The following is a 22,817-nucleotide window of genomic DNA, read 5'->3' on the forward strand; positions in this document are numbered from 1 at the left end:
GGTGTCCTGTCCACGGCGCGGGCGCGGAAGCCCGCCACCACACGCCCTCTTTCCGCCACCTTGAAGTCTTTCATGTTGAAGTGACAGGTAGGCGAGGGGTATGGCCGGTTCTGTCCCGGAGGTGCGGACGGCAGGAACTGACCACTTCCTGGGCCGGTGCCGACCGGGAAAACTGGGCGGGAGATCATCCACTCCAGCGGTCGCAAAGGGGCGTCATGTCAACGGGAACGTCGATCGACCTGCACGGCCAGATCACCCTCTTCGAAGCCGATCCGCGTGCCGTCCGGCGTCTCACCGAGATCTACAGCCACGACCTCGCCCAGAAGCTGTGCGCCCACCTCGGTGTGGGGTGCCCGCCGATACGGTGGCTGCACCCGAGGACGGTCCGGGCTGCGCGGGCCGTCAGCCGAGCGGGGGCGGACCAGGCGGACCTGGATGTCTCCGAGATCATGTCGGATCTGGAGCGGGGCCGCCTCGCCGTACCCCCGCGGGAACATCTGGCGGCGGGCACGCCGCAGACGTGGTGCCACGAGGGCCTGGCGAGTCTGGCGCGGGACGTCGGGAAGGTGGACGACAGCTACACCCTCGGGCCGGCCGAGGTGCCCATCGCCCCGGTCCGGGCGCGCGTCGAGGAGGCCGCGGGCGTCCTCCGCAGGGTCTGGCCGGAGGCCGCCGCCGAGCTGGACACGCTGGTCCGTGTGATCGTTTACGTCGACGGGGCCGGATTCCGGTCCGCGACGCTCCGCGAGACGTTCGGCGCGGTGTACGCCGGGGTCGGCTTCCTGGACAGCGTCCCCGCCTGCTTCGAGATGCTGCTCCACGAGTCGGGGCACCACTCGCTGTACCTGCGCAACGCCTTCACCGTGTTCGTCACGAACACCGCCGAGGTGGCGGCCCATCCGCTGCGGCCCGACCCCCGGCCCATCGGCGGGATCGCCCACGCCGCGCACGTGCTCGCCCGGATGGCGACGGGCCTGGACCGATGGTGCCGCGAGCCCGGCGCGCCCGAGGAGGCGCGGCGCCGCCGCGAGGACGCCCTCGACCGGCTCTCGCAGACCCTGCGGGTGCTCGGCGACCGGGCCCGCTGGACGCCCGCCGGGGAGCGCTACTTCGCCGAGCTGCTGGCCCGTGAGACCGCCCTGCGGTCCGGGGCGTGACGCGGATGCCGGCCCGGGAGCCCGCCGCGGTCCCCCGCACCGGTTACCGGATCGAGCGCTTCACGCTCGGCAACGGCCTGCGCGTGGTGCTCGCACCGGAGGACGGCTCCCCCGTGGTCGGGGTCGCCGTCGTGTACGGCGTGGGCATCCGCTCGGAACCGGAGGGCCGCACCGGCTTCGCCCACCTCTTCGAGCATCTTATGTTCCAGGGCTCGGCGAACCTAGATAAACTCGCGCACTTCCGGCACGTGCAGGGAGCCGGCGGCACCTTCAACGGCTCCACCCACCTGGACTACACCGAATACGTCCAGACGGTGCCCGCCCACGCGCTGGAACGCGTGCTGTTCCTGGAGGCCGACCGCATGCGCGGGCCCCGGCTCACCCCGGAGAACCTGCGCAACCAGGTCGACGTGGTCAAGGAGGAGATCCGGGTGAACGTCCTCGGCCGGCCCTACGGCGGCTTCCCCTGGCTGAGGCTCCCGCCGGTGATGTTCGACACCTTCCCCAACGCGCACGACGGCTACGGCTCCTTCGAGGACCTGGAGGCGGCCGGGGTGGAGGAGGCGGCGGAGTTCTTCGACCGGTACTACGCCTGCGGGAACGCCGTGCTGAGCCTCACCGGCGGATTCTCCCCCGAGGAGGCGCGGCGGATGGTGGAGCGGCACTTCGGCGACGTTCCCGCCAGGCCCGCCCCGCCCCGCCCCGACCTGTCCGAGCCCGGCCTGTCCGGACGCGCCCCGCACCGGCCCGGCCCTCCCGACCCCTGCCGGCCGGAGGCCCGGCTGTCCGGATCCGGCCGGCCCGGCCCCGCGGGCGGACGCCACCGCTCCTACGTGGACGAGGCCGCGCCGACGCCGATGGTCGCCGCCGCCTGGCGGGTGCCGGATCCGGTCGCCGACCTCGCCGGCTACCTGCCGTACGTGGTCCTGGCCGAGGTGCTCACCGACGGGGTCTCCTCCCGGCTGGTCGAACGGCTCATCCTCAAGGACCGCCTCGCCACCGGCGTCAGCGGCTACATGGGCTTCATGGGCGACGCCTTCGACGCGTACGATCCCACGGTGCTGCTCCTCCAGGCGAACCTGCCCGCCGGGGGATCGGCGGAGCGTGCGCTGAAGGCGGCGGACGAGGAACTTGACCGGCTCGCCGACGGCGGGCTCCCGGAGAGCGAACTGGCACGGGTGCGGGCGCGGATGATCACGCTCCTGCTCCGCCAGGGCGACGCGGTGATCCACAGAGGGGTGCGAATGGCCGTACTGGAACTGCAGCGCGGTAACCCCGCCCTGCTCAACGAGCTGCCCGCGCTGCTCACCTCGGTGACCCCCGACCAGGTCACGGCCGCAGCCGCCCAGCTGCGCCCGCACCGGCGGGCCTCGATCGAGGTCGTCGCGGGGAGGCGGGGATGAGCGCCGACGCGAACGGGCGCGAGCACGCCCTTCCCGACCTCGGCCCCGCGGCCCCGCTCGCCCTGCCCGTCCGGGCGGAGACGGTGCTTCCCTGCGGGCTGACCGTCGTGGCGATCGCCCGGCGCACCGCGCCCCTGGTGGAGCTGCGCCTCTGGGTGCCGATGGCCCTGGTGGACGTCGCGGCCGGCGCCCTGCTGGCCCAGACGCTGTTCTCCGGCACGGGCACCCGGTCCGCCACCGAGATCGCCGTGGAGCTGCAGGCCGCCGGAGGCACGCTCGGCGGCAGGGCCGACCCCGACCGCTGGCTGGTCAGCGGCCACTGCCTGGCCTCCAGACTGGACCGGCTGCTGGAGGTGCTGGCGGATGTGCTCGGCGACGCCGCCTACCCCGAGTACGAGGTCTCCGTCGAGCGGGGAAGACTCGCCGACCGGGCGCGGGTGGCGCTGAGCCAGCCGTCGCACGTGGCAAGGGCCGAGCTGCTGAAACGGCTCTACGGTGATCATCCGTACGCGGTGGAGACCCCGGGGCCCGAGCGGGTGAACGCGGTCACCGCCGAGGAGGTGCGGACCCTGCACGGGCGGCGGATGTGCCCCGGCGGCGCCACCCTGGTGCTGGTCGGCGACCTGGACCCCGACGACGCCGTCGAGCTCGTGGCCCACCGGCTGGGCCGGTGGACCGGGAGCTGCGGGGACACCCGGATGCCGGCCGCCCCGCCGCCGTCGCCCGGACCGCTGCTGCTGATGGACCGGCCGGGCGCGGTGCAGTCGTCGATGCGGCTCGCGCTGCCCGCCCCGGTCCGCGACCATCCGGACAACGCCCCCCTGCAACTCGCGAACCTGATCTTCGGTGGTTACTTCTGCTCCCGCTGGATGGAGAACCTCCGCGAGGACAAGGGCTACTCGTACGGGCCCAGCTCGGTGATCGACCACTCGCTCGGCGGGTCGGCCGTGATGCTCTCGGCCAACGTGGCCACCGAGGTGACCGCGCCCGCGCTGGTGGAGACCCTCTACGAGCTGGGGCGGATCGCCGCGCTGCCGCCGAGCTCCGCGGAGGTCGAGCGGGCGCGGCGGTACGCCGTCGGCACCCTGCAGGTGGGGATGGCGACCCAGGCGGGGCTGGCCGGGCTGGCCGGGACGCTGGCAGGGTTCGGGCTACGGCTGGACTATCTGGCGCTGCACGCCGAACGGCTGGCCTCGGCGACGGTCGAGGACGTGCACCGGGTCGCCGTGACCTATCTGGGGCCGGGCCACGCCTCGGGAGTGGTGCTCGGCGACATCGAGCGGATTGGGCGGGGTATCGCGGCGGTCACCCCTGTCGAGATCAGGCAGGGATCACCTATCTAATGGTGAATTATTTTAACATGAAATGACATAGTCGGAATTTTCTCCATTGAAACTTGAGTGAGGCTGATTGGATCGATTACATTCTGAGGACGCCATGATCCTTTGGGAGCGCGATGTTCGAGGCACTGGGACTCAGCCGTCTCGCTGAATCCGTGTATCTGACGATGCTTGAGTTTCCCGAGGCCGGTGTGGAGGACCTCGGTCGCGTTCTCCGCCTCGACGACGGACAGGTCCGCGAGGCGCTCAACGACCTGGCACGCATGTCCCTGCTCCGTACGCCGCCGTCCGGCGCGCCGGCGTCCGGCACCCAGCCCCCGCGGCCGGTCAGCCCGGAGGTCGGCCTGTCGATGCTGCTGGCCCGCCGCCACGCCGAGGTGGCCCGCCACCAGCAGGAGATCGAGGAGAGCAGGGCCGCCTTCGAGACGCTGCTGGCCAAACACGCCGAGTCCCGGCCGAAGAACCCGGGGCCCGAGGTTCGGCGGGTGGAGGGCATCGAGGCGATCCGGGCCCGGCTGCGCGAGCTGGCGGACTCCTGCGTGTGGGAGGCCTGCTCGTTCACGCCGGACGGCGCGCAGTCGGCGGCGAGCCTGGAGGCCAGCAGGGCCCTGGACGCCGAGGCGATCGCCCGGGGCGTGCGGCTGCGGACGGTCTACCTGGACAGCGTACGCAACGACCAGCCGACCCTGGAGTACGCCCAGTGGCTCACCGAGCTGGGGAGCGAGGTGCGGACCACGCCGACGCTGCCGGTGCGGATGCTCATCGTCGACCGGCGGCTGGCGATGGTACCGGTCGACAACGACGACAGCGCCTCCCTGGCCCTGGAGATCTCCAGCCCCGGCGTGCTCAGCGGGCTGGTCGCGCTGTTCAACTCCGTGTGGAAGAACGCCGTCTCGCTGGGCTCGGCACGGCGGCGCGACGACGAGGGCCTGTCCGCCCAGGAACGGCAGGTGCTCCAGCTGCTGGGCGAGGGCCACACCGACGAGATGATCGCGCGGAGGCTGGGGGTGTCGGTGCGCACGGCCCGCCGGATCGCCTCGAACCTGCTCTCCCGCCTGGACGCGCAGAGCCGTTTCCAGGCCGGCGCACGGGCCGTCGCCCGGGGCTTCAGCCCCGCGGATTCTTGCCCTCCCGTGGGGAGACAGTTCGATCTGATGGGATCACAGTATGAGCAATGAACAGCGGATGGCGGATCACTGGTGGTGGCGGCCCGGATGGAGGGAGGGGCGCCGGTTCTACACCTGGCACCTGACGTTCGGTGACGCACCGGACGTTCACCGGATCGCGCAGCAGTACCGGAAAGGTCTGAGCAGCTTAGCGGGCCTGGACTTGGTCCCGAACCAATGGCTGCACCTGACCATGCAGGGATTGGGGTTCGTCGATGAAGTGACAGAGGAGGACGCACGAGTAATCGCTGAGGCTGCGGCCACTCGCCTGGCCAAGATCCCCGCATTCGCGCTGGAGCTGAATCGTCCGCAGATCACTTCTGAAGCGATCCGCTGGGAAGCGGCCCCCGCCGCTCCGCCCGCAGCCGTACGGGCCGCGATCCGAGCTGCGATTGGTGACGTGTGGTCGCATGTTCCGGAAAAGGCGGAAGGCTTCGCTCCGCACGTGACGATCGCCTACAGCAACGCGAAAGGCCCAATGGAACCGATCTCCGCTGCGTTGGACGCAGTCGAGGCTACTCCCGCGACGGCAAGGATACGGAGTGCGGAGCTGATCGTGCTGGGGCGGGATCGCCGGATGTACGAGTGGGAAACCTTCGCCACCGCGCCCCTGGCTAAGTGACACATCCGGCACAGAAAAGCAGCGGCCCCGGTGTAGGGAAGGTGTATTCCAGGGGCCATCGCGCCTTGCCCGTACCCCATCGGGAACCTTGTCTCATTCATTCCGCCCCCCCTCTGACTAGTCACTCTTTGTGTGTTCATAAACACAGAGAGTGATATTGATTGCAATTAGGTAAGTCTTTTGAGGTGATTGGTTTACGCGCGCCTGCTGTCGGCGATACGGCTCACCCCGCTGCACTCGGGGGTGGCATTCCTGCACAGCACCATGGAACGGCAGCGCCACTCCCTGGTCCTCGACCTGGCCGAGGTGTTCAAACCCCTGTTCGCCGAACGGCTGCTGCTCCGTCTCGCCGGTCGGGGACAGCTCAAACCCTCCCACTTCGATGTCGAGGTCAACCAGGCGATGCTGAGCGAGGCGGGCCGCAAACTCGTGGTGCAGACCGTCCGGGACGAGCTGGCCGTGACCATCCAGCACCGCGCCCTGGGCCGTAACGTCGCCTACGACGAACTGCTCTACCTTGAGGCCCTGCAACTCACCCGCACATGCCTGGAGGGCACGCCGTACAAGCCGTTCAAGATCTGGTGGTGAGACGTCGTGTACGTCGTGGTGGTCTACGACACCCTGGCCAAACGCAACGCGGCCATCCTGCGACTGTGCCGCCGGTATCTCCATCACGTACAGCGGAGCGCGTTCGAGGGAGCGCTGAGCCCGGCACAGCTCCGGAGGTTCCGCCACGAGGTCGAAGACGTGATCGACGCCGGATACGACAGCGTCCTCGTCTTCACCTTCCCCCCGGGAACAACCCCCCAACGCCAAGAATGGGGCATTACTCAACCCGCCCCCAGCGATATCCTGTGACACCCGTGAGCCCATGATGATCGCCCCGATTTGCAACAGACCCGCCGGGTTTTCCGCTATCACCCCCGTGGCCTCAACCCGCCGGACCCTCCTGGAGCCGTTGCGACCCCTCGTAGGGGCGATGAGAACCCCAGGGTAAAGACGCAGGTTGATTGGCGCAACAGTGCGGGCCGGAGGCGGTGTTTTGCAGTGAACCTCCGGTTGTGCGGAAAACCCCGGAGGTTCGCTGCAAAAGCATGATCGAAAAGCTCTTGTCCATGAGGGGCACGGTGCGTCAGGAAGCACCTTATGCCGGGGGTGGCGTCTTCAGCACGAGCGCGTCGGAGGTTCCCGAGTCAGGGGCGGGCCGTACGGTGCCGACCACCTGCCAGCCCCAGCGCCGGTACATGGCGTGAGCCGGAGCGTCCGGGTGGGCCAGCAGGACGGCGTACGGCGCGGCCCGGTCCGTCAGCAGGTCTTCGAGTAGCCGCCGACCGATCCCCCGTCCCCGATAGGCGGCGTGAACCCCCAACTCGATCACGGCGAACTTCTCGGCGGCGACGACATTCGCCGGTCCCGGGCTGGCATCCCCTCCCCACCATCGTCCGGCGGGGAAGGGCAGCCCGAACGCGAACCCGGCCAAGGCGGGACCGTCGTGCGCCGAGACCAGGGTGAACCCCTCACGCCGGACCTGACCGGCCGTGCGGTGGATGAATCGTTCTCGGGCGTACAGCGGCCCGGACAGGTACGGCGGCTCGGCGTGGATCTCCTCGTATAGATCGACGTACGGACCACTCAGCACCTCGGCGGCCCAATCCCCGATCGCCCTGTTGACGACGATCTGATTCACGTGGCCGCCCTGGGCAGCACGAGCCCTGCCCGGTAGTCCCGCACCACCTCACGGGCCCGCTCCTGCGCGGGTACGGCGTCGGCGACCATCGAAGCGGTCTGAACCACCCACTGGGAGACGTTGGAGCCAAGATCCGCCATGATGCGGCGAGCGTGCTCCAGCCCGTCTGCGACGTCCCCGTTCCGCACAGCGGACATCGCCCCGTGCAGCCGTAGCTGAGCCTCTCCCCGAGGCACACCGGATGGGTGGGCCTGGAGCGCCTCGCGCTGAGCCTGTTCGGCGGCCGGATGTGCCGACAGAGTGTAGACAAGAGAACGGGTATGCAGCAGCCTGCGCTCCGTCCAGCCGTCCGGTGACAGCTCGTCGGCCGTGACCTGGTCGGGAAGGGCGTCGAACACGCGGGCCAGCCGGTCCAGACTGCTCTGTGCGCCGACGTGGTCGCCCAGCAGGGTCAACACTTGAGCCCGGGTGGCGAGCGCCCCCACGGTGGCCAAGATCGGGCGCCCCTGCGTCAGAGCGAGGGCGTCGTCCAGGCGAGAGAGCAGCAGCGCCGGTGGCCGCCCCTCGTAGAACCCCTGAATCACCTCGCCACAGTCCACCATGGCGACGGCCTCGTTATCACTGGTCTGCTGAGCGGCCCGCCGTGCCGTCGCCCACCAGGTCCAGGACTCCTGGCGCTTCCCGGCCTGGCCGAGCACGGTGGCCAGCAGAAACGTCAGGCGGGCGTTGACCCGTGCCCACCGGGACAACTCGTCGCCGGGGGCTCCCGCCACGGCCTTCTGGAAAGCGAGCAGGTCCAGCGACAGGTCCGCGACCAACGAGACGGGAGCACGGGAGGGAAGCTGCAGGCCGTACTCCCAGGCCCGTTCCTCCCATTCGGCGATATCGGGTGCGCCCACCCGGTGATCGATGACGGCGCGGAGCTGGTCAAGCCCCTCCACCGGTGGCACCACCGCTGACGCGCCCAGCGCGGCGAGTCCCGCGAGGAGGGTTCGGCGTATGTGATCCATGCTGTCAGCATCCGTCACCGCCGGGCTTCCCGCCACCGCCGCAGCCGCCTGCCTGGTGACAATCGCGTGCAGCGCGACCAGGACGCCTCCGGCGTTCAGGTAGGTGTCGAGGCGGCGTACGGCGTCGGCGGGTGCGGGACGAACGCCGCGCTCCCAGCGGGCCAGCAGGGAGTAGTCCACCAGGACCTTGCCGCCCACCTCCCGCAGGGGCGTGCCGGACACCTCCCGGTAGTGATGCAGCACCGCGCCGAACAGGTGCAACGGCGACCGTGCGGGGTCGATGGAATGGGACACGACAACCTCCTGGCGTGATGGTCGACGTGGTCAAGCGCCTTGACCAAGCGATGTTCCTGGATGACCCCCCGGTTGGCCTCCACTATGACACGCGGAAGCCTATTGGTCACAGAGAGTTAAAGACTCCCCGCCCAACGGATCCGCCTACCCCGACCCCGCGTCCCCTCAGGAGTGTCATGGCCAGCCGACCCACCGCCGGAGAGACCGCCGACCGGTCACACGGCGCCGACCACGTCATCGATACGCTGTGCTTCAGCCGGCCGAGCGCCCCGCGCGTCGATCACTATCTGCTTGGCGGCGAGGCCGTCTACGAGCTTGACCGAGCGGCCGGAGACGCGCTGCTCACGGCGGTTCCGGGCCTGCGTGACATGGTCAGGGCGCGCCGGGCGTTCGTCGCCCGCTGCGTGCGTCATTTCGTCGAGAGCGGTCTCGACCAGATCGTCGATCTGGGCTGCGGGCTGCCCACCGCCTGGAATGTCCACCAGGTCGCCCACGCCGTCAACTCCGACGCCCGCGTCCTCTACGTCGACCACGATCCGGTCGTGCTCCAGTACGCCTGGACCTATCTGGCCGGGCCGGGCGCGGAGGTGGTCACCGCCGACGTGCGCGACACCCGCCTGCTGCTGGCCGCCCTGCACGAGGAGGGCATGCTGGACCTGCACCGCCCTGCCGGAGTGCTGCTGACCGGGGTGCTGGACGTCGTCACCGGCCACGACCTGATCGCCACCCTGACCGGCCTGCGCAAGAGTCTGGCCTTCGGCAGCCGCCTGGCCCTGACCCACCTGTGCGCCGACCGTCTGACCGGCCCCGAGGTGGCGAGGCTGACCGAGGTGTACGGGCGGACACAGACACCGATCCACCTGCGCGGCCGTACCGCCATCGAGAGCATGCTGACCGGGTTCGACATCGACGAGCCGGGACTGGTCGAGCTCTACCCGTGGGGACCGGACGAGGGCGGTTGGCCGGTGGACAACAGCTTCATCCTGGGCGGCACCGGCACCCTCCGTCGGATCGCGTGACCCCGCCCCGGCGCAGAGCCGCCACCCCCACCGGAACAATCACCCCCGACGTCCCGAGTGCCCTCGACGGACCGGCCGCCGAGGTTCTCACCGATCCTCCGGTCGGCGGGTGGCGGGAAACGGCGTGCCCATCGGACGCGGCCGACCAGCCCATGACGCCGCCGTACGGGTATCCGCCGTGGCCGCCGTACGACCTGCCCGGCGTGGCGGCCGTGCTCAACGGCATCTGGGGACTTGATCCTCCTTGACGGGCAACCTGCCGTGACCCGTCAGAGGCGATGAGGATCCCACGGTAAAGGCGCGGGTGACCTGCCCGGCCGACCTTCACACCACGGGCCGGTGGACGGCCATCCAGGCCGTGGCGAAATCGACCAGGGCGCGCTGAGACATCAGACGGGTGGTCGCGCCTCCGACCTGGCCGATCGATGGTCCGACGGCGGCTTCGAAGGCCGCGCCGAGCTGTTCGAAGTCGTCCTCCTTCTCCATGACGTCGGTCCAGGTGGTCCACCGGCTTGTTCCGTCGGGCTGCCGGATCGACGCGCCGGTGACGCCGCGTGGTGGCGATTTCTGCCGCCACTCGGCCAGGTGTAGCGACGTGTTCGAGTCGTGCCCGCATCCCAGCAGCAGTACCTTCCCGTCGAGTCGGTAGACCGCGCCCAGCGGGGAGCGTTCGCCCAGCGCGTCGTCCAATTGGTGCGTGCCGGTGATGTCGGCCGCGTGCGCGCCGAGCGCGGCGAAGGAGAGTCGTGGGTGGTCGCTGCGCAGCGCACCGGGCCACGTGCGGACCGTCTCGGCCATGACGCCCATCCACCGGCTCGGGGTGCGGGACGGATCGAAGCCGGGCGTCTGCTCCCGGATCGCCGGCCACCACTCCTCGGGGACCGGCGGGTTGCGCCAACCGGCCGGATCGGAGTTGTCGGGCGTGTGGGTCGGCACCACGACGGTGCCTTCGGGCCCGATGACGTCGAGTAACGCCTGTACCATCGCCTGGGTGCCGCCGACGACGAAGCCGAGGCTCCTGGTCGAGGAGTGGAACAGCACGACGTCGCCGGATCTCACACCGAGCGCGCGCAGATCCGAACGTAAGGACTGGACGGTGTGGGGAACAGGTTGATCCATTGGGCTGACCATACCCATCGCCTTCCCGCGCCGCCGCGGCTTTTTCACCAAGCCGGGCCAGGTATGTCCTGGGCGCCGCGACGATCTGCCGGGGGCGGGATCTCGTCCGGGAGGCCCCCTGCCGCGATGGCCACGCCGGTCGCGGAGTTCGCCTCGTCCACGTCGGCGTAGGCCGCAAGCCTCTTGTCCGGCTTGCTCGTTCTGCCCATGTCACCAGGAGCGGTGGTGCCGTCTTCGTGTAGATGCGGGTGAGGTTCACGATGACGTACTCCAAGAGATTCGAAGTGAAATGAACTGTTACGCGTGACGTGCGACCACCCTGAGTGCGAGTTCTCGTGCGTGGTCGGCTGCCGCCGGTCCACGGATCGGGTCGGGCGCCTCGGAAAGAAAGACGAGAGCGAGCATCAGCGCGGCGTCCAGTCGGCACACCAACAGGCAGGGATCGCTGTCAGACGGAACCGTCGCCGTCCTCGCGTATCCACCGCGGATCGCTTCCACGTCGAGCTCGTTCTCCGGATACCGGGCGTACTCGACCAGGCGTCCGAATTCCACCGAGGGAGACCCGAGCAGAGCATTCGACCAGTCCAGCAGGGCGACGGTCTGCCCCTGGCGGCGCCGGATGTTGTCGCTGCGGACGTCGAGGTGCAGGAGGCCGTCCTCGGCGACGCCGGTGAGATGTCCGGCGACGAGGGAGGCGTCCGGCGGTTCGGGCCAGTCGTCGAGGTGGTGGCCGACCTCTGACCAGCGGCGCCGGATGCGTGCGGCGATCGCTCTCGCCGTGGGCACTCCCTCCGACGCCACGGGCGTCAGACGCGGCGGCGGCACGTGATGAAGCCGCGCGAGGAGCCGCCCGAGAGCGAAGGAGTCAAGATCCGACCCGTCATCGGGAACGTACGCGGACAGAAGTACGTCAGGGGATGTCGGCTCGTCCGCCAGGACGAGTTCCTTCGCCTCCGCGATCGGCAGACCGTGGGCGGCCAGGTGCCTCGCGATGCCGTACTCCTGCAGGAGCAGGGCTCGGGTGTCCACATGGGGGTCATTGGCGTTCGAGTCGAACCGCCGGTGCGCGAGACGCACCGCGACGGGCTGCCCGTCGCGCCCCCGCGCCCGGTAGACGGAGAACTCCAGACCCTTGCCGACCAGCTCCAGGCCTCTCAGACCCCACCGCTCGGCCAGGCTGTCCAACCCGGCGAATCGCTCACTCACCACGTGCTCCCTTGGGGGTCTTGCGGTCGTCGGTGACACCGGCAGACCGTGCGCGGCGCGAAAAAAGTCTCCCGTTTCGCGGGAAATCCCATTTCAGCGAGGGTTTCCGGGGAGAAAAATGCGTATTCGGCGCCAACCGAGCAAACATGTTTCCGCAGGTCAAAGCCGAATGTGAATAACGTGTTCACGTTTGCCCAATCCGCTTTCCGTGGTCAAAGATGAACCTTCGCCGGCCGGGCCCCGGGCTCGGGGTTTCCCTGACCGCGGCCGTTGACATCCGGCGGCTCACCGCCCGGCACTCCGCACGAGCGTCCACGAGAACGCTCCGGCACCCGCAAGAGGAGAGAGCGACATGACGATTCTGGTGACCGGGGCGACGGGGAACGTCGGCCGGCTCGTGGTCCGGCGGCTCGCCGAGGCGGGTGAGGACGTCCGGGTGCTGACCCGCGCCCCGGAGACGGCCTCGTTCCCCGAGGGGGTGCAAGTGGTTCAGGGCGATCTCACCCGGCCCGAGACGGTACGGCCCGCCCTGGAGGGCGTCGAGCGCATGTATCTGTTCCCGGTCACCACGACCGCGCGGGAGGTGGTCGGCCTGGCGGGCAAGGCCGGGGTACGCCGCATCGTGACGCTCTCCTCCGGGGCCGTCACCATGGGCGTCGACACCGATTTCCACCTTCCGGTGGAGCGGGCGGTGGAGGAGTCGGGGCTGGAGTGGACACACGTACGGCCCGGCGAGTTCATGCTGAACAAGCTGTGGCTGTGGGGACCGTCCATCCGGGCGGAGAGTGTGGTCCGCGACCCCTTCCCCGAGATGGCCTGGTATCCCGTACACGAAGAGGACACCGCTGACGTGGCCGCCGCCGCTCTGCTCGAAGACGGTCACGACGGCGCCGCCTACACGCTGAACGGTCCGGGGCCGATCACGAGGCGCGAGCAGGTCGACGCCATCGGGTCGGCGATCGGCCGCGCGATCCGATTCGAGGTGGTGACCCCCGAACAGGCGCGTGAGCTCTACCGGAGGCAGGGGGGCTTCGCCGCGCAGAACGCCGACTTCCTGCTGGGCTTCGCGGACTACTCGGGGGCGGAGACCGACCTGGAGGCCGTCGTGGAGTTCGCGCCTGCGGCCCCGGGGCCGATGCCGACGGCGGAGCAGGTCACCGGCAGGCCCGCCCGCACCTTCGCCGAGTGGGCGCACGACCACGCCCGCCACTTCCTCGCCGGCCGGTGACCCACGAGCCCCCGCGGGTGCCGCCGGTCCGGCCGCTGCCCGGCTCCGGGCGCCTCCTACCGGGCCGGACCCTGCCGACCCTCGACTTCCCGTGCACTCCGGAAAAAGGCTCGACACCATGCCCGCCCCCTCCCCCGCCGCATTTCACGATGCGGCGGCGCCATACCGGTCATGGCCTCTGGACGGGCCGGAAAATGTCGGTGGAGGGCTCTAGTCTGAGGTGACCAGATGACGTGGGAAGGCGGCAATATGATCACAGGTGAGAAGATCACGACCGGCGAGCGCACCGACCTGCTGCAGGCGATGGCGAGGCACCGGTGGTTCCTCCGTCAGACGGTTCAGGACCTGACCGACGAGCAGGCCGCGCGGCGCACCACCGTGAGCGCGCTCTGCCTGGGCGGCCTGATCAAGCATGTGACCCTCGTCGAGGCGAGCTGGACGCGGTTCGTGGTGGGGGGCGCCGAGGCGATGATGAGTGAGCCCGTCGACTGGGAGGGCCAGTTCCGCATGGCCGAGGGCGAGACGCTGGCCGCCCTGCTTGAGGCCTACGAGCAGGTGGCCCGCCATACCGAGGAGCTGGTGTCGACTCTGCCCGACCTGGACGCCTCCCACCCGCTCCCGGAGGCGCCGTGGTTCGAGCCGGGCGCGAGATGGTCGGTGCGCCGGGTCCTGCTTCACATCATGGCCGAGACCTCCCAGCACGCCGGTCACGCCGACATCATCCGTGAGGCCCTGGACGGTTCGAAGACCATGGGATAGCGATCCGCCGCGGGGCGGGCGACGCGGGATCCGGTCCGGCCCCTCGTTCATCGGGCGGGCCTGGCCGTCTCCGGTCCGATCAGGGGTCCTCCGATGGGGCCGTCCCATCGCCGCCAGGTCGCCGGTGGGCGGTGAGCGACCCGGCGGACGTTCCCGATCATCGCGTCAGCCGAGCCGTACGGTGACCGTCTTCGAGCCGCCGCCCTGGTCCGACAGCCGCCCGAAGGTGAGTGTGAGCCTCGTGCCGGTCGTGGCGCTCACCAGGAGCGGGTCTCTGTGGAGCACCTCGGTGACCGGCCGTTCCCAGGTCACGGTCAGCTCGCTCAGGTCGCACGGAGGGTCCGACACGGTCACCGTGGCCGTGCCGTCGCCGCTCTCCCTGACGAGGACCGAGCAGGGGGCGGAGGCGGCCAGGCCGCCGGCGGCTCCGTCGCTCCAGAAGTTGACGGCGGTGATCCCGAGCGACGGCACCTGGACCCCCTGCTGGTGGGCGGTGTTGGCGAGCACCCGCGCCCAGCCGGGGTCGGCGGCGCGGGCCCGGGTCTCGGCCGGGCTCGCCCCCGGCAGGAGCAGGTAGAGGTAATCGGCCGAGCCGGGGTCGACGCCGTGGTCGAGCCAGAGGGTCACGTAGCTCCGGGTCACCGGCAGTTCGGGCTCGGTGCGTTTCTCGCGCAGCGTGCGCAGGTGGGCGCCACCGGGCAGGACGTAGCCGCCGTGGCCCTCCAGGTGTGCCCAGCCCGCCCTGGCGTCCACGGTGAGGAGCGCGTTGGTTCTGCGGTTGTCCACGACGGTCTCGACCGGCACGCCGTCCTTGCCGGTGATCCCGGCGCCCAGGCAGACCACCGCGTCGTCGAGGAAGAACCACGACTTGAAGGCCTCCACCGTGCTCTCGAAGCCGTTGAGGTGCTGGCCGACCGCCGCGTACACGCCGTCGGTGGCGCCGCCCACCCAGCGGGCCTGCGGGCAGGTGTCTCCCCAGTCCTTACCGGCGCCGTCGGCCAGCCGCAGGGTGGAGACGGTCGTGCCGGGCAGCCGGTAGGGGTCGACGGTGGGCCAGAAGGAGTCGGAGTACTGGTCGCCGTGGCCCTGAGCCCACCAGTAGAGCATTCCCGAGCCGGTGTGCCAGCCGCGGGGGTTCTCGCCGTTGCCGTGCTCGTAGTGGCCGATCCGCCAGGAGGCCATGCTGAGTCCCGCGCACCAGTTCGGGCGGCGATGGACGGCGCGGGCGCTCATCGGCAGCAGCCGGTGTCCCACGGGTTCGTCGGCCGCCGGGATCGTGTCGTCGGCCAGGATGGCGGCGAGGCGGGCGTGGAACCCCAGGTCGTTGCTCTCGGCCGCCTTGAGCATGGGTTTGGGGGTGTCGCGGCGCGCCCACCCCTTGACCATGGCCTGCCAGCGGGCCCGCTCGGCGGTGGAGGCCGCGTCGCCCAGCAGCAGGATCGCGAAGGCGATCCCGCGTCCTTTCTCGTGATCGCCGTAGGGTTTTCTGCCGATGCCACGGCCGCTGACGAGGTCCATGCAGAAGCCGTCGTGGATGAACGGCGCGAACGACCCCTCAACGGTGTCGAAGACGATCTGCCTGTTCGGGTCGGTGATGTCCCAGGGTGAGCCGCGCAGTACCGCCAGCAGTGTCGCGAGACCGGACAGCAGCACCGCTCCGTAGCCGCCCTGGTAGGGGACGGAGGTGTGCTGGATGAACGAGCCGTCCCGGTAGAACCCGTCGCCCTCGGAGACGTAGGGGAAGACCGGCGACAGCGCCGAGGCGGCCAGTACGGCCTTGGCCGGGTCGGAGCCGAGGACGGCGCGCAGCAACGTCACCGTGCACAGGTCCACCCGGTTGGCGCCGGTGCTGGTGCCCTTGTAGTCGTTCAGGACGCGCTCGGGGACGAAGTGGTCCACCGCTTCCCTCAGCGCCCCGTTCTGCTGGTCCGTCAGGTGCGAATCGATCAGCACGGCCGCGTCGAGGAGCTTCTTGGGAACGCCGATCTGCCAGTTCCACCAGTTGCCGACCGGGTCGGCGCCCGCGGCGTACACCTGCTGCCGGTAGTGGTCGACGCCGCCGGCGACGGCCGCCGCCAGGTTCGCGTCGCCGGTCAGGCCGGTCCCGGGCAGGGCGTAGGCGCGGGCCATGGTCTGCAGCCTCGCCGGGGTGTCGGCGAAGGAGGGGAACGTCAGATCGGGCCAGAGCGACGTGTCGGACGGCGCCATGGTGTCCCGGTGTTCGGCCGCCGTCGTTCCCATCTTCGCCAGCCGGGTCCGGTACGGCTCGGCCGCCGCGTCGAATCCCGACCCCGCCGTCACGTCCCGCCAGTTGCGGCGCAGCAGGGCGAAGGAATCGCTCTTCGTGGGCACGGTATACGTCCCCGGGATCAGCGCTCCAGCCGCGGTGACACCGCTGAGCTGGAGAAATAATCGCCTTGAATATCCATTCACGCGTAGATTATTACGCACAAATCCAATGGCGGGGATTAAATTGGTTTACTTGAGCTCTCGTCGTCTTATCCCCTTGGATCTCCAAGCGCACGGCTCCCTTGTCACCACCCCCAGGCCCTTAATCACGTGGCCTTACTACAGGGAAGCCACCCCGACCAGGAAAGCACCTCGACATTCCCGTCACCCCTACCATGAGAACGCCGGAGTGGCCCGGCCTCCATCACCCCCGCAAGGGGCGCGATCGTGGCTGACGAATGGTCACACCGCGTCGGCTCCCTCCACCGGCGCCTGCTCTTTGCCGGACCGGCGGAAAGCGCCTGGCGTCTGGGCGGGGCGCGCCCGCGTATCGACTGACTCGTCGTCCGTGACGTGGGGTTGGGGAGATCCAAGTGAATCTGACCGGGGGGTGACGCTCGAATGACCCTTCGTGGGGCAGAGCGATGAGGTGAGCAGCGGACGGGCCGGTCTTGGCGCGGTGCGGGACGCGCTGCGCGGTGTGATGCGGAACCCGGCGAAGGGCCGATCAGGGGACGCGCCGGACAGATCGGTGAGCGACTCGGTGGAGAACACACCGGACGGCGCGCCGGACGACCCGGCGGGGCGCCCACCGGACGGCATGGCGAACAGCCCGGCGGGGAGCGCGCCAGACGGGTCGACGGGTGGGCTGAGGCCGTGGGGGGCGCTGGGCTCGTGCCTGCTCGTCGCGGTGGTGGTGGCGCAGGTCATGTCCGGGTTGCAGCCTCGGCCGATCCTGCTGACCAGCGTGATCGTGCTCCTGCTGGCGGCGGGCGCCCTGGCCTTCGCGGCCGGCGTTCACGGTCTCTCCCGGGCGGTCGCCGCGTTCGCCGCCACGGTGGCGGTCGGGTACGCGGCCGAGTGGGTCGGCATCAGGACGGGCCTGCCGTTCGGGGAGTACGGCTACACGGATGTGCTGTGGCCGCAGCTCGGCGGGGTGCCGGTGATCGTGGCGATGGCGTGGGGCGGGATGGGACTGGCCGCCCACGCGACGGCCTCGGCGGCGGCTCCGGGCGGCCGGGCGGCGCGAATCGTGCTGGGCGCGCTGGCGCTCACCGCCTGGGACCTGTTCCTGGATCCGCAGATGATGCGGCTGGGCCTGTGGTCCTGGGAGGAGAACGGCCCCTACCGGGGTGTTCCGATCAGCAACTTCGTCGGATGGCTGGTGGTCTCCCTGCTGGTCATGGTGTTGATCGACACCTTCCTGGCCGACCCTGCGGCCCGGAGCGCCGGGCTGGTCTCGGTCTACACCGTGATGGCCGTCATGGAGACCGTGGGCTTCGCGGCGGTCTTCGACCCGCCTGACCCGCTGGTCGCCGTCACCGGGGGGATCTGCATGGGGGTGTTCGTCGTGTCGGCCTGGGGGCGGTGGGGACCGCGAGGACCGGGGAAACCGGGGGGACATGAGAGATCGAGGCGGCCGGGGGAACCGTGGGACGTGAACGAGGTCGGGGCTGGAGGGGCGGATGGCTGAGGTCATCGTGGTCGGGGGCGGGGTGGGCGGCATGGTCTCCGCCCTGCTGCTGGCCCGGCAGGGGCATCGGGTGCGCCTGTACGAGCGGTTGCCCCGGCTGGGCGGAAAGCTCGCCGAGCACCGGCGTGACGGTTTCACCTTCTCCCTCGGCCCCTCCCTGCTGACCCTGCCTGCCCTCTTCGGCGAGCTCGGCTTGGAGCTGGACCTCATCCAGCCCCGGGAGCTGTGCCGTTACCGCTTCGCCGACGGCTCGACGCTGACGGCGCGGCGCGACCCGGCCGAGATGGCCGCGGAGGTGGAACGGCTCGCGCCGGGAGAGGGCCGTAACTGGCTGGCCTTCCACGCGTGGGGCCGGGCCTGCTTCGAGGCGGCGAACCGTACGTTCTTCGCCGGGCCGCTGAACCGGCCGCCTGCCGAGGCGCGGCCGTCCGACCTGCTGGCGGTCGCGCCGGGCCGGACGCTCGACGGCCTGGCCCGCCGTTTCTTCACCGATCCGCGTCTGCGCCAGTACGTCGGCCGTTACGCGACCTACGCGGGTTCCAGCCCGTATCGGGCTCCGGCGGCGCTGGCCTCCGTCCCGGCCATCGAGCACGGAGAGGGCGGCTGGTACGTCTCCGGGGGGCTGCCCCGGATCGCCGACGCGCTGGCCGTGCTGCTGGACAAGGCGGGGGTCGAGGCCGTGCTGGGCGCCGAGGTGGAGGAGGTGCTCGCCGACGGCGACCGGGTCCTGGGGGTACGGCTGGCCTCCGGGGAGCGTGAACGCGCCGACGTCGTGGTCGTCAACACCGACGCGGCGGCGCTCTACGGGATGCTGCTGCCGGACCGGCGGCGGCTGCGGCGCATCGCCCGCCTCGGCACCTCCTCGTCGGTGTTCCTGCTGCTGGCGGGGGTGGAGGGCAGGACGGACGGCCTGGCGCACCACTCCATCGTCTTCTCCGCCGACTATCGGCGGGAGTTCGCCGACATCTTCGACCGGCGCAGGCCCCCGGAGGATCCGACCGTCTACATCGGCTGCTCGGCGGTGGACGACCCGTCGCAGGCGCCGGACGGGATGGAGAACTGGGTGATGCTGATCAACGTCCCGGCCCGTGATCCCGGGCGGTGGCCGATGTCACCCGAGGCGTACCGGGACCTGGTGCTGGAGCGGCTGGCCTCCCGGGGGCACGACCTGTCGGGCCGGCTGCGTTCCGTGGACCTGTTCACCCCCGCCGACCTGCGGGACCGCTACGGCGCGTGGGGCGGGGCGATCTACGGCGGCGCCTACGACGGCCCGTTCGCGACGTTCCGCCGTCCGGGGAACAGGGGGCCTCGGCGCGGGCTGTATCTCGTGGGCGGCTCCGTGCATCCGGGCGGCGGGCTGCCGCTGGTGGCGATGGGCGGCCGAATCGTCGCCTCGCTGGTGCGAGAGGATTTCCCGCCGTGAGGCCGCTCACGGTGCTTCAGGTCGCCGCCGCCGTCGCCGCCGGAGTACGGCTCGCCCGGGGGCGTGACCGGCTGCCGCCGCTGGCCCCCGTCGAGACGGCGGCCACGCGGATCTCGGTGGTGATCCCGGCCCGTGACGAGGAGGACCGCCTCGGCCCCTGCCTGTCGGCGGTGCTCGCCGATCCGGCTGTCGCGGAGGTGCTGGTCGTCGACGACGAGTCACGGGACGGCACCGCGCGGCTCGCCGCCGACCTGGGCGCCAAGGTCGTCGCGGGCGCTCCCCTTCCGCCGGGGTGGGTGGGCAAGCAGTGGGCGCTCCGGCAGGGGGTCCAGGCCGCGGGTGGCGACGTCGTGGTGACCCTCGACGCGGACGCCCGGCCGTCGCCCGGCCTGTTCGGCGCGGTCGCGGCGGCGCTGGACGGCCACGACCTGGTCACCGTGGGGCCCAGGTTCGTCTGTGACGGGGTGGCCGAGCAGGCGTTGCACGCGTCCTTCCTGGCGACGCTGGTCTACCGGTTCGGCCCGATCGGGCCGTCCACTCCCCCGCCGCCGCACCGGGTGGTGGCCAACGGCCAGTGCATGGCCTTCCGCCGTACGGCGATGCTGGACTCTGATGGGTTCGCACGGATTCGCGGGCACATGACCGACGACGTGGCGCTGGCCAGGACGCTGGCGGCCGACGGCTGGGCGGTCGGGTTCCTGGACGCGGGCGGCCTGCTGGAGGTCGACATGCACGAGTCGGCGGGCGGGGTGTGGCGGGAGTGGGGGCGGTCGCTGCCGCTCCGCGACGTCACCGGTCCCGGCTGGCGGGCCGCCGACCTGGGGGTGGTCTGGCTCACCGCGGCACTGCCGGTCCTGCGTCTGGCCGTGGGCCGGCCGACCGGGCTTGACCTGGGGTTGCTGGTCGTACGGCTGCTGCTGGCCGGTGCGCTGCGCGGCAGCTACATCCGGCCGGGGCCCGGTGTGCTGCTCTCGCCGCTGCTGGATCCGCTGGCGGCCGTACGGCTGACGCAGGCGACCCTGCGCCCGGTGCGTCACTGGCGTGGCCGCACCTATCCCGGGGTCACGGGCGGCGCGGCGTTCCGGCGGCCCGGGCGGCCTGGCCGAAGCGGAGACCGATGAGGCACATCAGCGCCCCGGTGCCGGCCACCTGTTCGACCGGCGCGAAGAGGAGCTGCAACAGCGGGATGCCGAACACCCCGGCCCGCGCCCCGATGGCGAAGGACCTGGTAAGCAGAGCGCTCGCGGTCAGGACGGCGACACCGAGCAGGAAGGCGGGCGGGCAGATGACGGCGAACCCGCCGACGAAGGCCAGGACGGACCGGCCGCCCCGGAATCCGGCGAACACCGGCCAGGCGTGCCCGATCATCGCGGCGGCCACCGCCAGGTACACCGGCAGAACGCTCTCGCCGGTCACCGCGCCGAGCCCCGTGGTGTGCGGGCCGCTCACCACCAGGGCCAGCAGCCCGGCGAACGTGCCCTTGAGCGTGTCGCCGGCGAAGACGGGCGCGGCGGCACGGCGGCCGAGGTGCGCCCTGACGTTCCAGAAACCGGGGTTGCGGTCGCCGGACTCACGGGGGTCGAAGCCGTGCGCCCTCCCGACCAGCACCGCGACCGGCACGGATCCGAGAAGGTAGCCGCCGATGACCACGACGAGCAGAGGGACCATCGCCTCGTTCCACCTCACCAGGTACGCGGAGCTGGGGGCCATGCGTCACATGGCGTTCGACCGGCCGGTGCTGCGGAGCACTCCGGGACTGCTGTTCTGGCGGCTGCTCGGCTCCGGCCGGGGCACGTCGATGAGCCTGGGCGCGGACCTGCGCCGCTGGGCGATGCTGGCGGTCTGGCGTGAGGAGCGGGCACTGGACGACTTCCTCGCGACCTCCCCTGTGGCGGCGCGCCGGCGGGACGAGGCGCTGGAGTCCTGGCACGTACGGCTGGTCCCGCTGGGTTCGCGCGGCCGGTGGGGCGGGGTCGAGCCGTTCGGCCCGGCCGCCGGGGAGGGTTCGGTGGTGGACGGCGGGCCGGTGGCGGTGCTGACGCGGGCGTCGATCCGGCCCTCGCGGCTGGTCCCGTTCTACCGGTCGATCGCGGGGGTGGACCGCCTGCTGCGGGAGCAGGACGGCTGCCTGGCGTCCGTCGGGGTCGGCGAGTGGCCGCTGGCGCGGCAGGCCACGTTCTCGCTCTGGCGTGACGCCGGCGCGGTCCGGGAGTTCGCCTACCGCGGTGGCGCGCACCGGGAGGTGGTCGGACGGACCCGGGCCGGGGGATGGTACTCCGAGGAGTTGTTCGCCCGGTTCGCCCCGTACGGCAGCGAGGGGACCTGGAACGGGATCGACCCTCTCCGGCACGGCGGTCACAGCCTCTGAACGGGGCTGCGGGGGTTTCCCGGCGGCGGCCGGAGCCGGGGGGTGCGGGAGACGGGGTCGGGTGAGCGGGTGCGGGCGCCGTACCGGGCCGGTCAACGCACCGGCTCCGCAGCGAAGTGGTCCCCGACCCGGGCCGTGACACCGCCGTCGGCCAGGTCGCGGGCGACCACACAGGCTCGTGCGATCGTCGCGGCCCGGGAGGAGCCGTGCGCGACGACGACGGTGCCGCTCAGCCCGAGCAGCGCCGCCCCGCCGTGGGTCTCGGGGTCGTAGCGGCGCGCCACCTCCCGCAGCCCCTCCGGCTCGGCGACCCCGGACCTCGCCATCAGGGTCAGCACCGCGCGGACCGAACCCTCGACGTTCTTCAGCACGATGTTGCCGGTGAAGCCGTCCGTGACGATCACGTCGACCGTGCCGGCCAGCACGTCGTGGCCCTCGACGTTTCCGTGGAAGCGCAAGGGCAGCGCGGGCAGCAGTTCCTCGGCCCTGCGGGTCAGCCGGTTGCCCTTGCCCGGCTCCGAGCCGATCGACAGCAGGCCGACCGACGGATCGGGCACGCCGAGTACGAGCTGGGCGTAGGAGACGCCGAGCAGCGCGAACTGGGCGATCATCTCCGGGGTGGGGTCCGAGGTCGCCCCGGCGTCGACCAGCACGGTGGCACCACCCGCCGCCGAGGGCAGCGCGATGGCCAAGGCGGGCCGGAGCACGGCCGGGGCCCGGCCGACGCCGCGGAGCGCGCACGAGACGATCGCCCCCGTGGAACCGGCCGACACCAGGGCCGAGGCCGCCCCCTGCCCCACCAGCTCGCAGCCGACCCGCAGGCTGGAGGCGCCGAGGGCGGCGGCTCGGGCACCAGGCTCGTCCATCGGGACGATCTCCTCGGCGTGCACCACGTCGATCTCGCCCACGGCGTCGTGACGGGCCAGTTCCCCGCGGACCTCTCCGGCGCGGCCGACGAGCACGACGGGAACACCGTGCTCGCGCCGGGCGGCCACGGCTCCACCGACCGTCTCGGCCGGCCCGTGGTCTCCGCCCATGGCGTCGACGACCACCGGATTCGACATGAGATCCTCCTGATGACGGTGACAGACGGG

Annotated in this window: 23 protein-coding genes; 15 read left to right on the plus strand and 8 right to left on the minus strand. The window is 71.1% G+C overall.

From position 1 onward, the window contains the following. Nucleotides 1-215: 215 nt before the first annotated feature. The 7 genes from ABZ194_RS10315 to cas2 all read left to right on the plus strand — a co-directional run bounded on the left by ABZ194_RS10315 (nt 216) and on the right by cas2 (nt 6,546). A complete protein-coding gene (locus ABZ194_RS10315) occupies nt 216-1,157 on the plus strand; it encodes an HEXXH motif-containing putative peptide modification protein (protein WP_355594489.1) in 942 nt (313 codons plus the stop codon). 5 nt (nt 1,158-1,162) lie between these two features. Continuing rightward, nucleotides 1,163-2,560 carry a pitrilysin family protein gene (locus ABZ194_RS10320; RefSeq protein ID WP_355594586.1) on the plus strand — a complete coding sequence of 466 codons (1,398 nt, stop codon included), beginning with the start codon at nt 1,163-1,165 and terminating at the stop codon, nt 2,558-2,560. Next, the gene (locus tag ABZ194_RS10325; protein ID WP_355594491.1) at nt 2,557-3,903 is read left to right on the plus strand and encodes a pitrilysin family protein; all 1,347 of its coding nucleotides are present in this window, start codon (nt 2,557-2,559) and stop codon (nt 3,901-3,903) included. The genes ABZ194_RS10320 and ABZ194_RS10325 overlap by 4 nt, the downstream gene beginning before the upstream one ends. A 113-nt stretch (nt 3,904-4,016) precedes the next feature. Next, nucleotides 4,017-5,078 (plus strand): LuxR C-terminal-related transcriptional regulator, encoded by a 1,062-nt coding sequence (locus ABZ194_RS10330; protein ID WP_355594493.1) that lies wholly within the window; start codon nt 4,017-4,019, stop codon nt 5,076-5,078. Continuing rightward, nucleotides 5,068-5,688, plus strand: a complete 621-nt coding sequence (locus ABZ194_RS10335; RefSeq protein ID WP_355594495.1) for a 2'-5' RNA ligase family protein — start codon at nt 5,068-5,070, stop codon at nt 5,686-5,688. Before ABZ194_RS10330 ends, ABZ194_RS10335 begins: the two co-directional genes overlap by 11 nt. 189 nt (nt 5,689-5,877) lie before the next feature. Beyond that, complete coding sequence (gene cas1, locus ABZ194_RS10340) at nt 5,878-6,276, plus strand: CRISPR-associated endonuclease Cas1 (RefSeq protein WP_355594497.1); 399 nt, start codon at nt 5,878-5,880, stop codon at nt 6,274-6,276. 6 nt (nt 6,277-6,282) lie between these two features. Next, nucleotides 6,283-6,546, plus strand: a complete 264-nt coding sequence (cas2, locus tag ABZ194_RS10345; RefSeq protein ID WP_355594499.1) for a CRISPR-associated endonuclease Cas2 — start codon at nt 6,283-6,285, stop codon at nt 6,544-6,546. A 286-nt stretch (nt 6,547-6,832) separates the two neighbouring features. Here cas2 and ABZ194_RS10350 read toward each other — a convergent pair whose 3' ends face one another. Together ABZ194_RS10350 and ABZ194_RS10355 are read right to left on the minus strand one after the other, a co-directional pair. Beyond that, a complete protein-coding gene (locus ABZ194_RS10350; protein ID WP_355594501.1) occupies nt 6,833-7,375 on the minus strand; it encodes a GNAT family N-acetyltransferase in 543 nt (180 codons plus the stop codon). Beyond that, complete coding sequence (locus tag ABZ194_RS10355) at nt 7,372-8,679, minus strand: helix-turn-helix domain-containing protein (RefSeq protein WP_355594503.1); 1,308 nt, start codon at nt 8,677-8,679, stop codon at nt 7,372-7,374. The genes ABZ194_RS10350 and ABZ194_RS10355 overlap by 4 nt, the downstream gene beginning before the upstream one ends. 176 nt (nt 8,680-8,855) lie before the next feature. Between ABZ194_RS10355 and ABZ194_RS10360 the strand changes: the two genes are divergently transcribed. Next, complete coding sequence (locus ABZ194_RS10360; protein ID WP_355594505.1) at nt 8,856-9,698, plus strand: SAM-dependent methyltransferase; 843 nt, start codon at nt 8,856-8,858, stop codon at nt 9,696-9,698. Continuing rightward, nucleotides 9,695-9,946, plus strand: coding sequence for a hypothetical protein (locus ABZ194_RS10365; RefSeq protein WP_355594507.1), 252 nt, complete (start codon nt 9,695-9,697; stop codon nt 9,944-9,946). The genes ABZ194_RS10360 and ABZ194_RS10365 overlap by 4 nt, the downstream gene beginning before the upstream one ends. Nucleotides 9,947-10,022: 76 nt before the next feature. Here ABZ194_RS10365 and ABZ194_RS10370 read toward each other — a convergent pair whose 3' ends face one another. The 3 genes from ABZ194_RS10370 to ABZ194_RS10380 form a co-directional block, all read right to left on the minus strand. Further along, nucleotides 10,023-10,817, minus strand: coding sequence for an AAC(3) family N-acetyltransferase (locus ABZ194_RS10370; RefSeq protein WP_355594509.1), 795 nt, complete (start codon nt 10,815-10,817; stop codon nt 10,023-10,025). Between the two features lie 44 nt (nt 10,818-10,861). Beyond that, nucleotides 10,862-11,026, minus strand: a complete 165-nt coding sequence (locus ABZ194_RS10375; RefSeq protein ID WP_355594511.1) for an ATP:cob(I)alamin adenosyltransferase — start codon at nt 11,024-11,026, stop codon at nt 10,862-10,864. 88 nt (nt 11,027-11,114) lie between these two features. After that, on the minus strand, nt 11,115-12,023 hold the full coding sequence (locus ABZ194_RS10380; protein WP_355594513.1) for a phosphotransferase: 909 nt from the start codon (nt 12,021-12,023) through the stop codon (nt 11,115-11,117). A gap of 352 nt (nt 12,024-12,375) precedes the next feature. Here ABZ194_RS10380 and ABZ194_RS10385 point away from each other — a divergent pair, with 352 nt between their 5' ends. Next, entirely contained in the window at nt 12,376-13,251 is an 876-nt protein-coding gene (locus ABZ194_RS10385) for an NAD(P)H-binding protein (protein ID WP_355594515.1), read from the plus strand. Between the two features lie 249 nt (nt 13,252-13,500). Then, a complete protein-coding gene (locus ABZ194_RS10390) occupies nt 13,501-14,010 on the plus strand; it encodes a DinB family protein (RefSeq protein ID WP_355594517.1) in 510 nt (169 codons plus the stop codon). 165 nt (nt 14,011-14,175) lie between these two features. Here the strand turns inward: ABZ194_RS10390 and ABZ194_RS10395 are convergent, their stop codons facing one another. Beyond that, on the minus strand, nt 14,176-16,362 hold the full coding sequence (locus ABZ194_RS10395) for a polysaccharide lyase 8 family protein (protein ID WP_355594519.1): 2,187 nt from the start codon (nt 16,360-16,362) through the stop codon (nt 14,176-14,178). A 508-nt stretch (nt 16,363-16,870) separates the two neighbouring features. On the opposite strand from ABZ194_RS10395, the gene ABZ194_RS10400 reads away from it, so the two are divergent. From ABZ194_RS10400 to ABZ194_RS10410, 3 genes are read left to right on the plus strand one after another with little or no spacing between them, the layout of a single operon-like run. Then, on the plus strand, nt 16,871-17,932 hold the full coding sequence (locus ABZ194_RS10400; protein WP_355594521.1) for a carotenoid biosynthesis protein: 1,062 nt from the start codon (nt 16,871-16,873) through the stop codon (nt 17,930-17,932). Then, entirely contained in the window at nt 17,925-19,355 is a 1,431-nt protein-coding gene (gene crtI / locus ABZ194_RS10405; RefSeq protein WP_355594523.1) for a phytoene desaturase family protein, read from the plus strand. Before ABZ194_RS10400 ends, crtI begins: the two co-directional genes overlap by 8 nt. Continuing rightward, nucleotides 19,352-20,476 carry a glycosyltransferase family 2 protein gene (locus ABZ194_RS10410; protein WP_355594525.1) on the plus strand — a complete coding sequence of 375 codons (1,125 nt, stop codon included), beginning with the start codon at nt 19,352-19,354 and terminating at the stop codon, nt 20,474-20,476. Before crtI ends, ABZ194_RS10410 begins: the two co-directional genes overlap by 4 nt. Here ABZ194_RS10410 and ABZ194_RS10415 read toward each other — a convergent pair. Continuing rightward, on the minus strand, nt 20,418-21,023 hold the full coding sequence (locus ABZ194_RS10415) for a glycerol-3-phosphate acyltransferase (protein ID WP_355594527.1): 606 nt from the start codon (nt 21,021-21,023) through the stop codon (nt 20,418-20,420). The two genes, ABZ194_RS10410 and ABZ194_RS10415, sit on opposite strands and share 59 nt — an antisense overlap. On the opposite strand from ABZ194_RS10415, the gene ABZ194_RS10420 reads away from it, so the two are divergent. Continuing rightward, entirely contained in the window at nt 20,998-21,723 is a 726-nt protein-coding gene (locus tag ABZ194_RS10420; protein ID WP_355594529.1) for a spheroidene monooxygenase, read from the plus strand. The genes ABZ194_RS10415 and ABZ194_RS10420 overlap by 26 nt on opposite strands. A 92-nt stretch (nt 21,724-21,815) precedes the next feature. Here ABZ194_RS10420 and plsX read toward each other — a convergent pair whose 3' ends face one another. Further along, entirely contained in the window at nt 21,816-22,787 is a 972-nt protein-coding gene (gene plsX, locus ABZ194_RS10425; RefSeq protein WP_355594531.1) for a phosphate acyltransferase PlsX, read from the minus strand. Nucleotides 22,788-22,817: the final 30 nt, after the last annotated feature.

The sequence above is a fragment of the Streptosporangium sp. NPDC006007 genome (assembly GCF_040614315.1).
In the GTDB taxonomy this organism is placed as follows: domain Bacteria; phylum Actinomycetota; class Actinomycetes; order Streptosporangiales; family Streptosporangiaceae; genus Streptosporangium.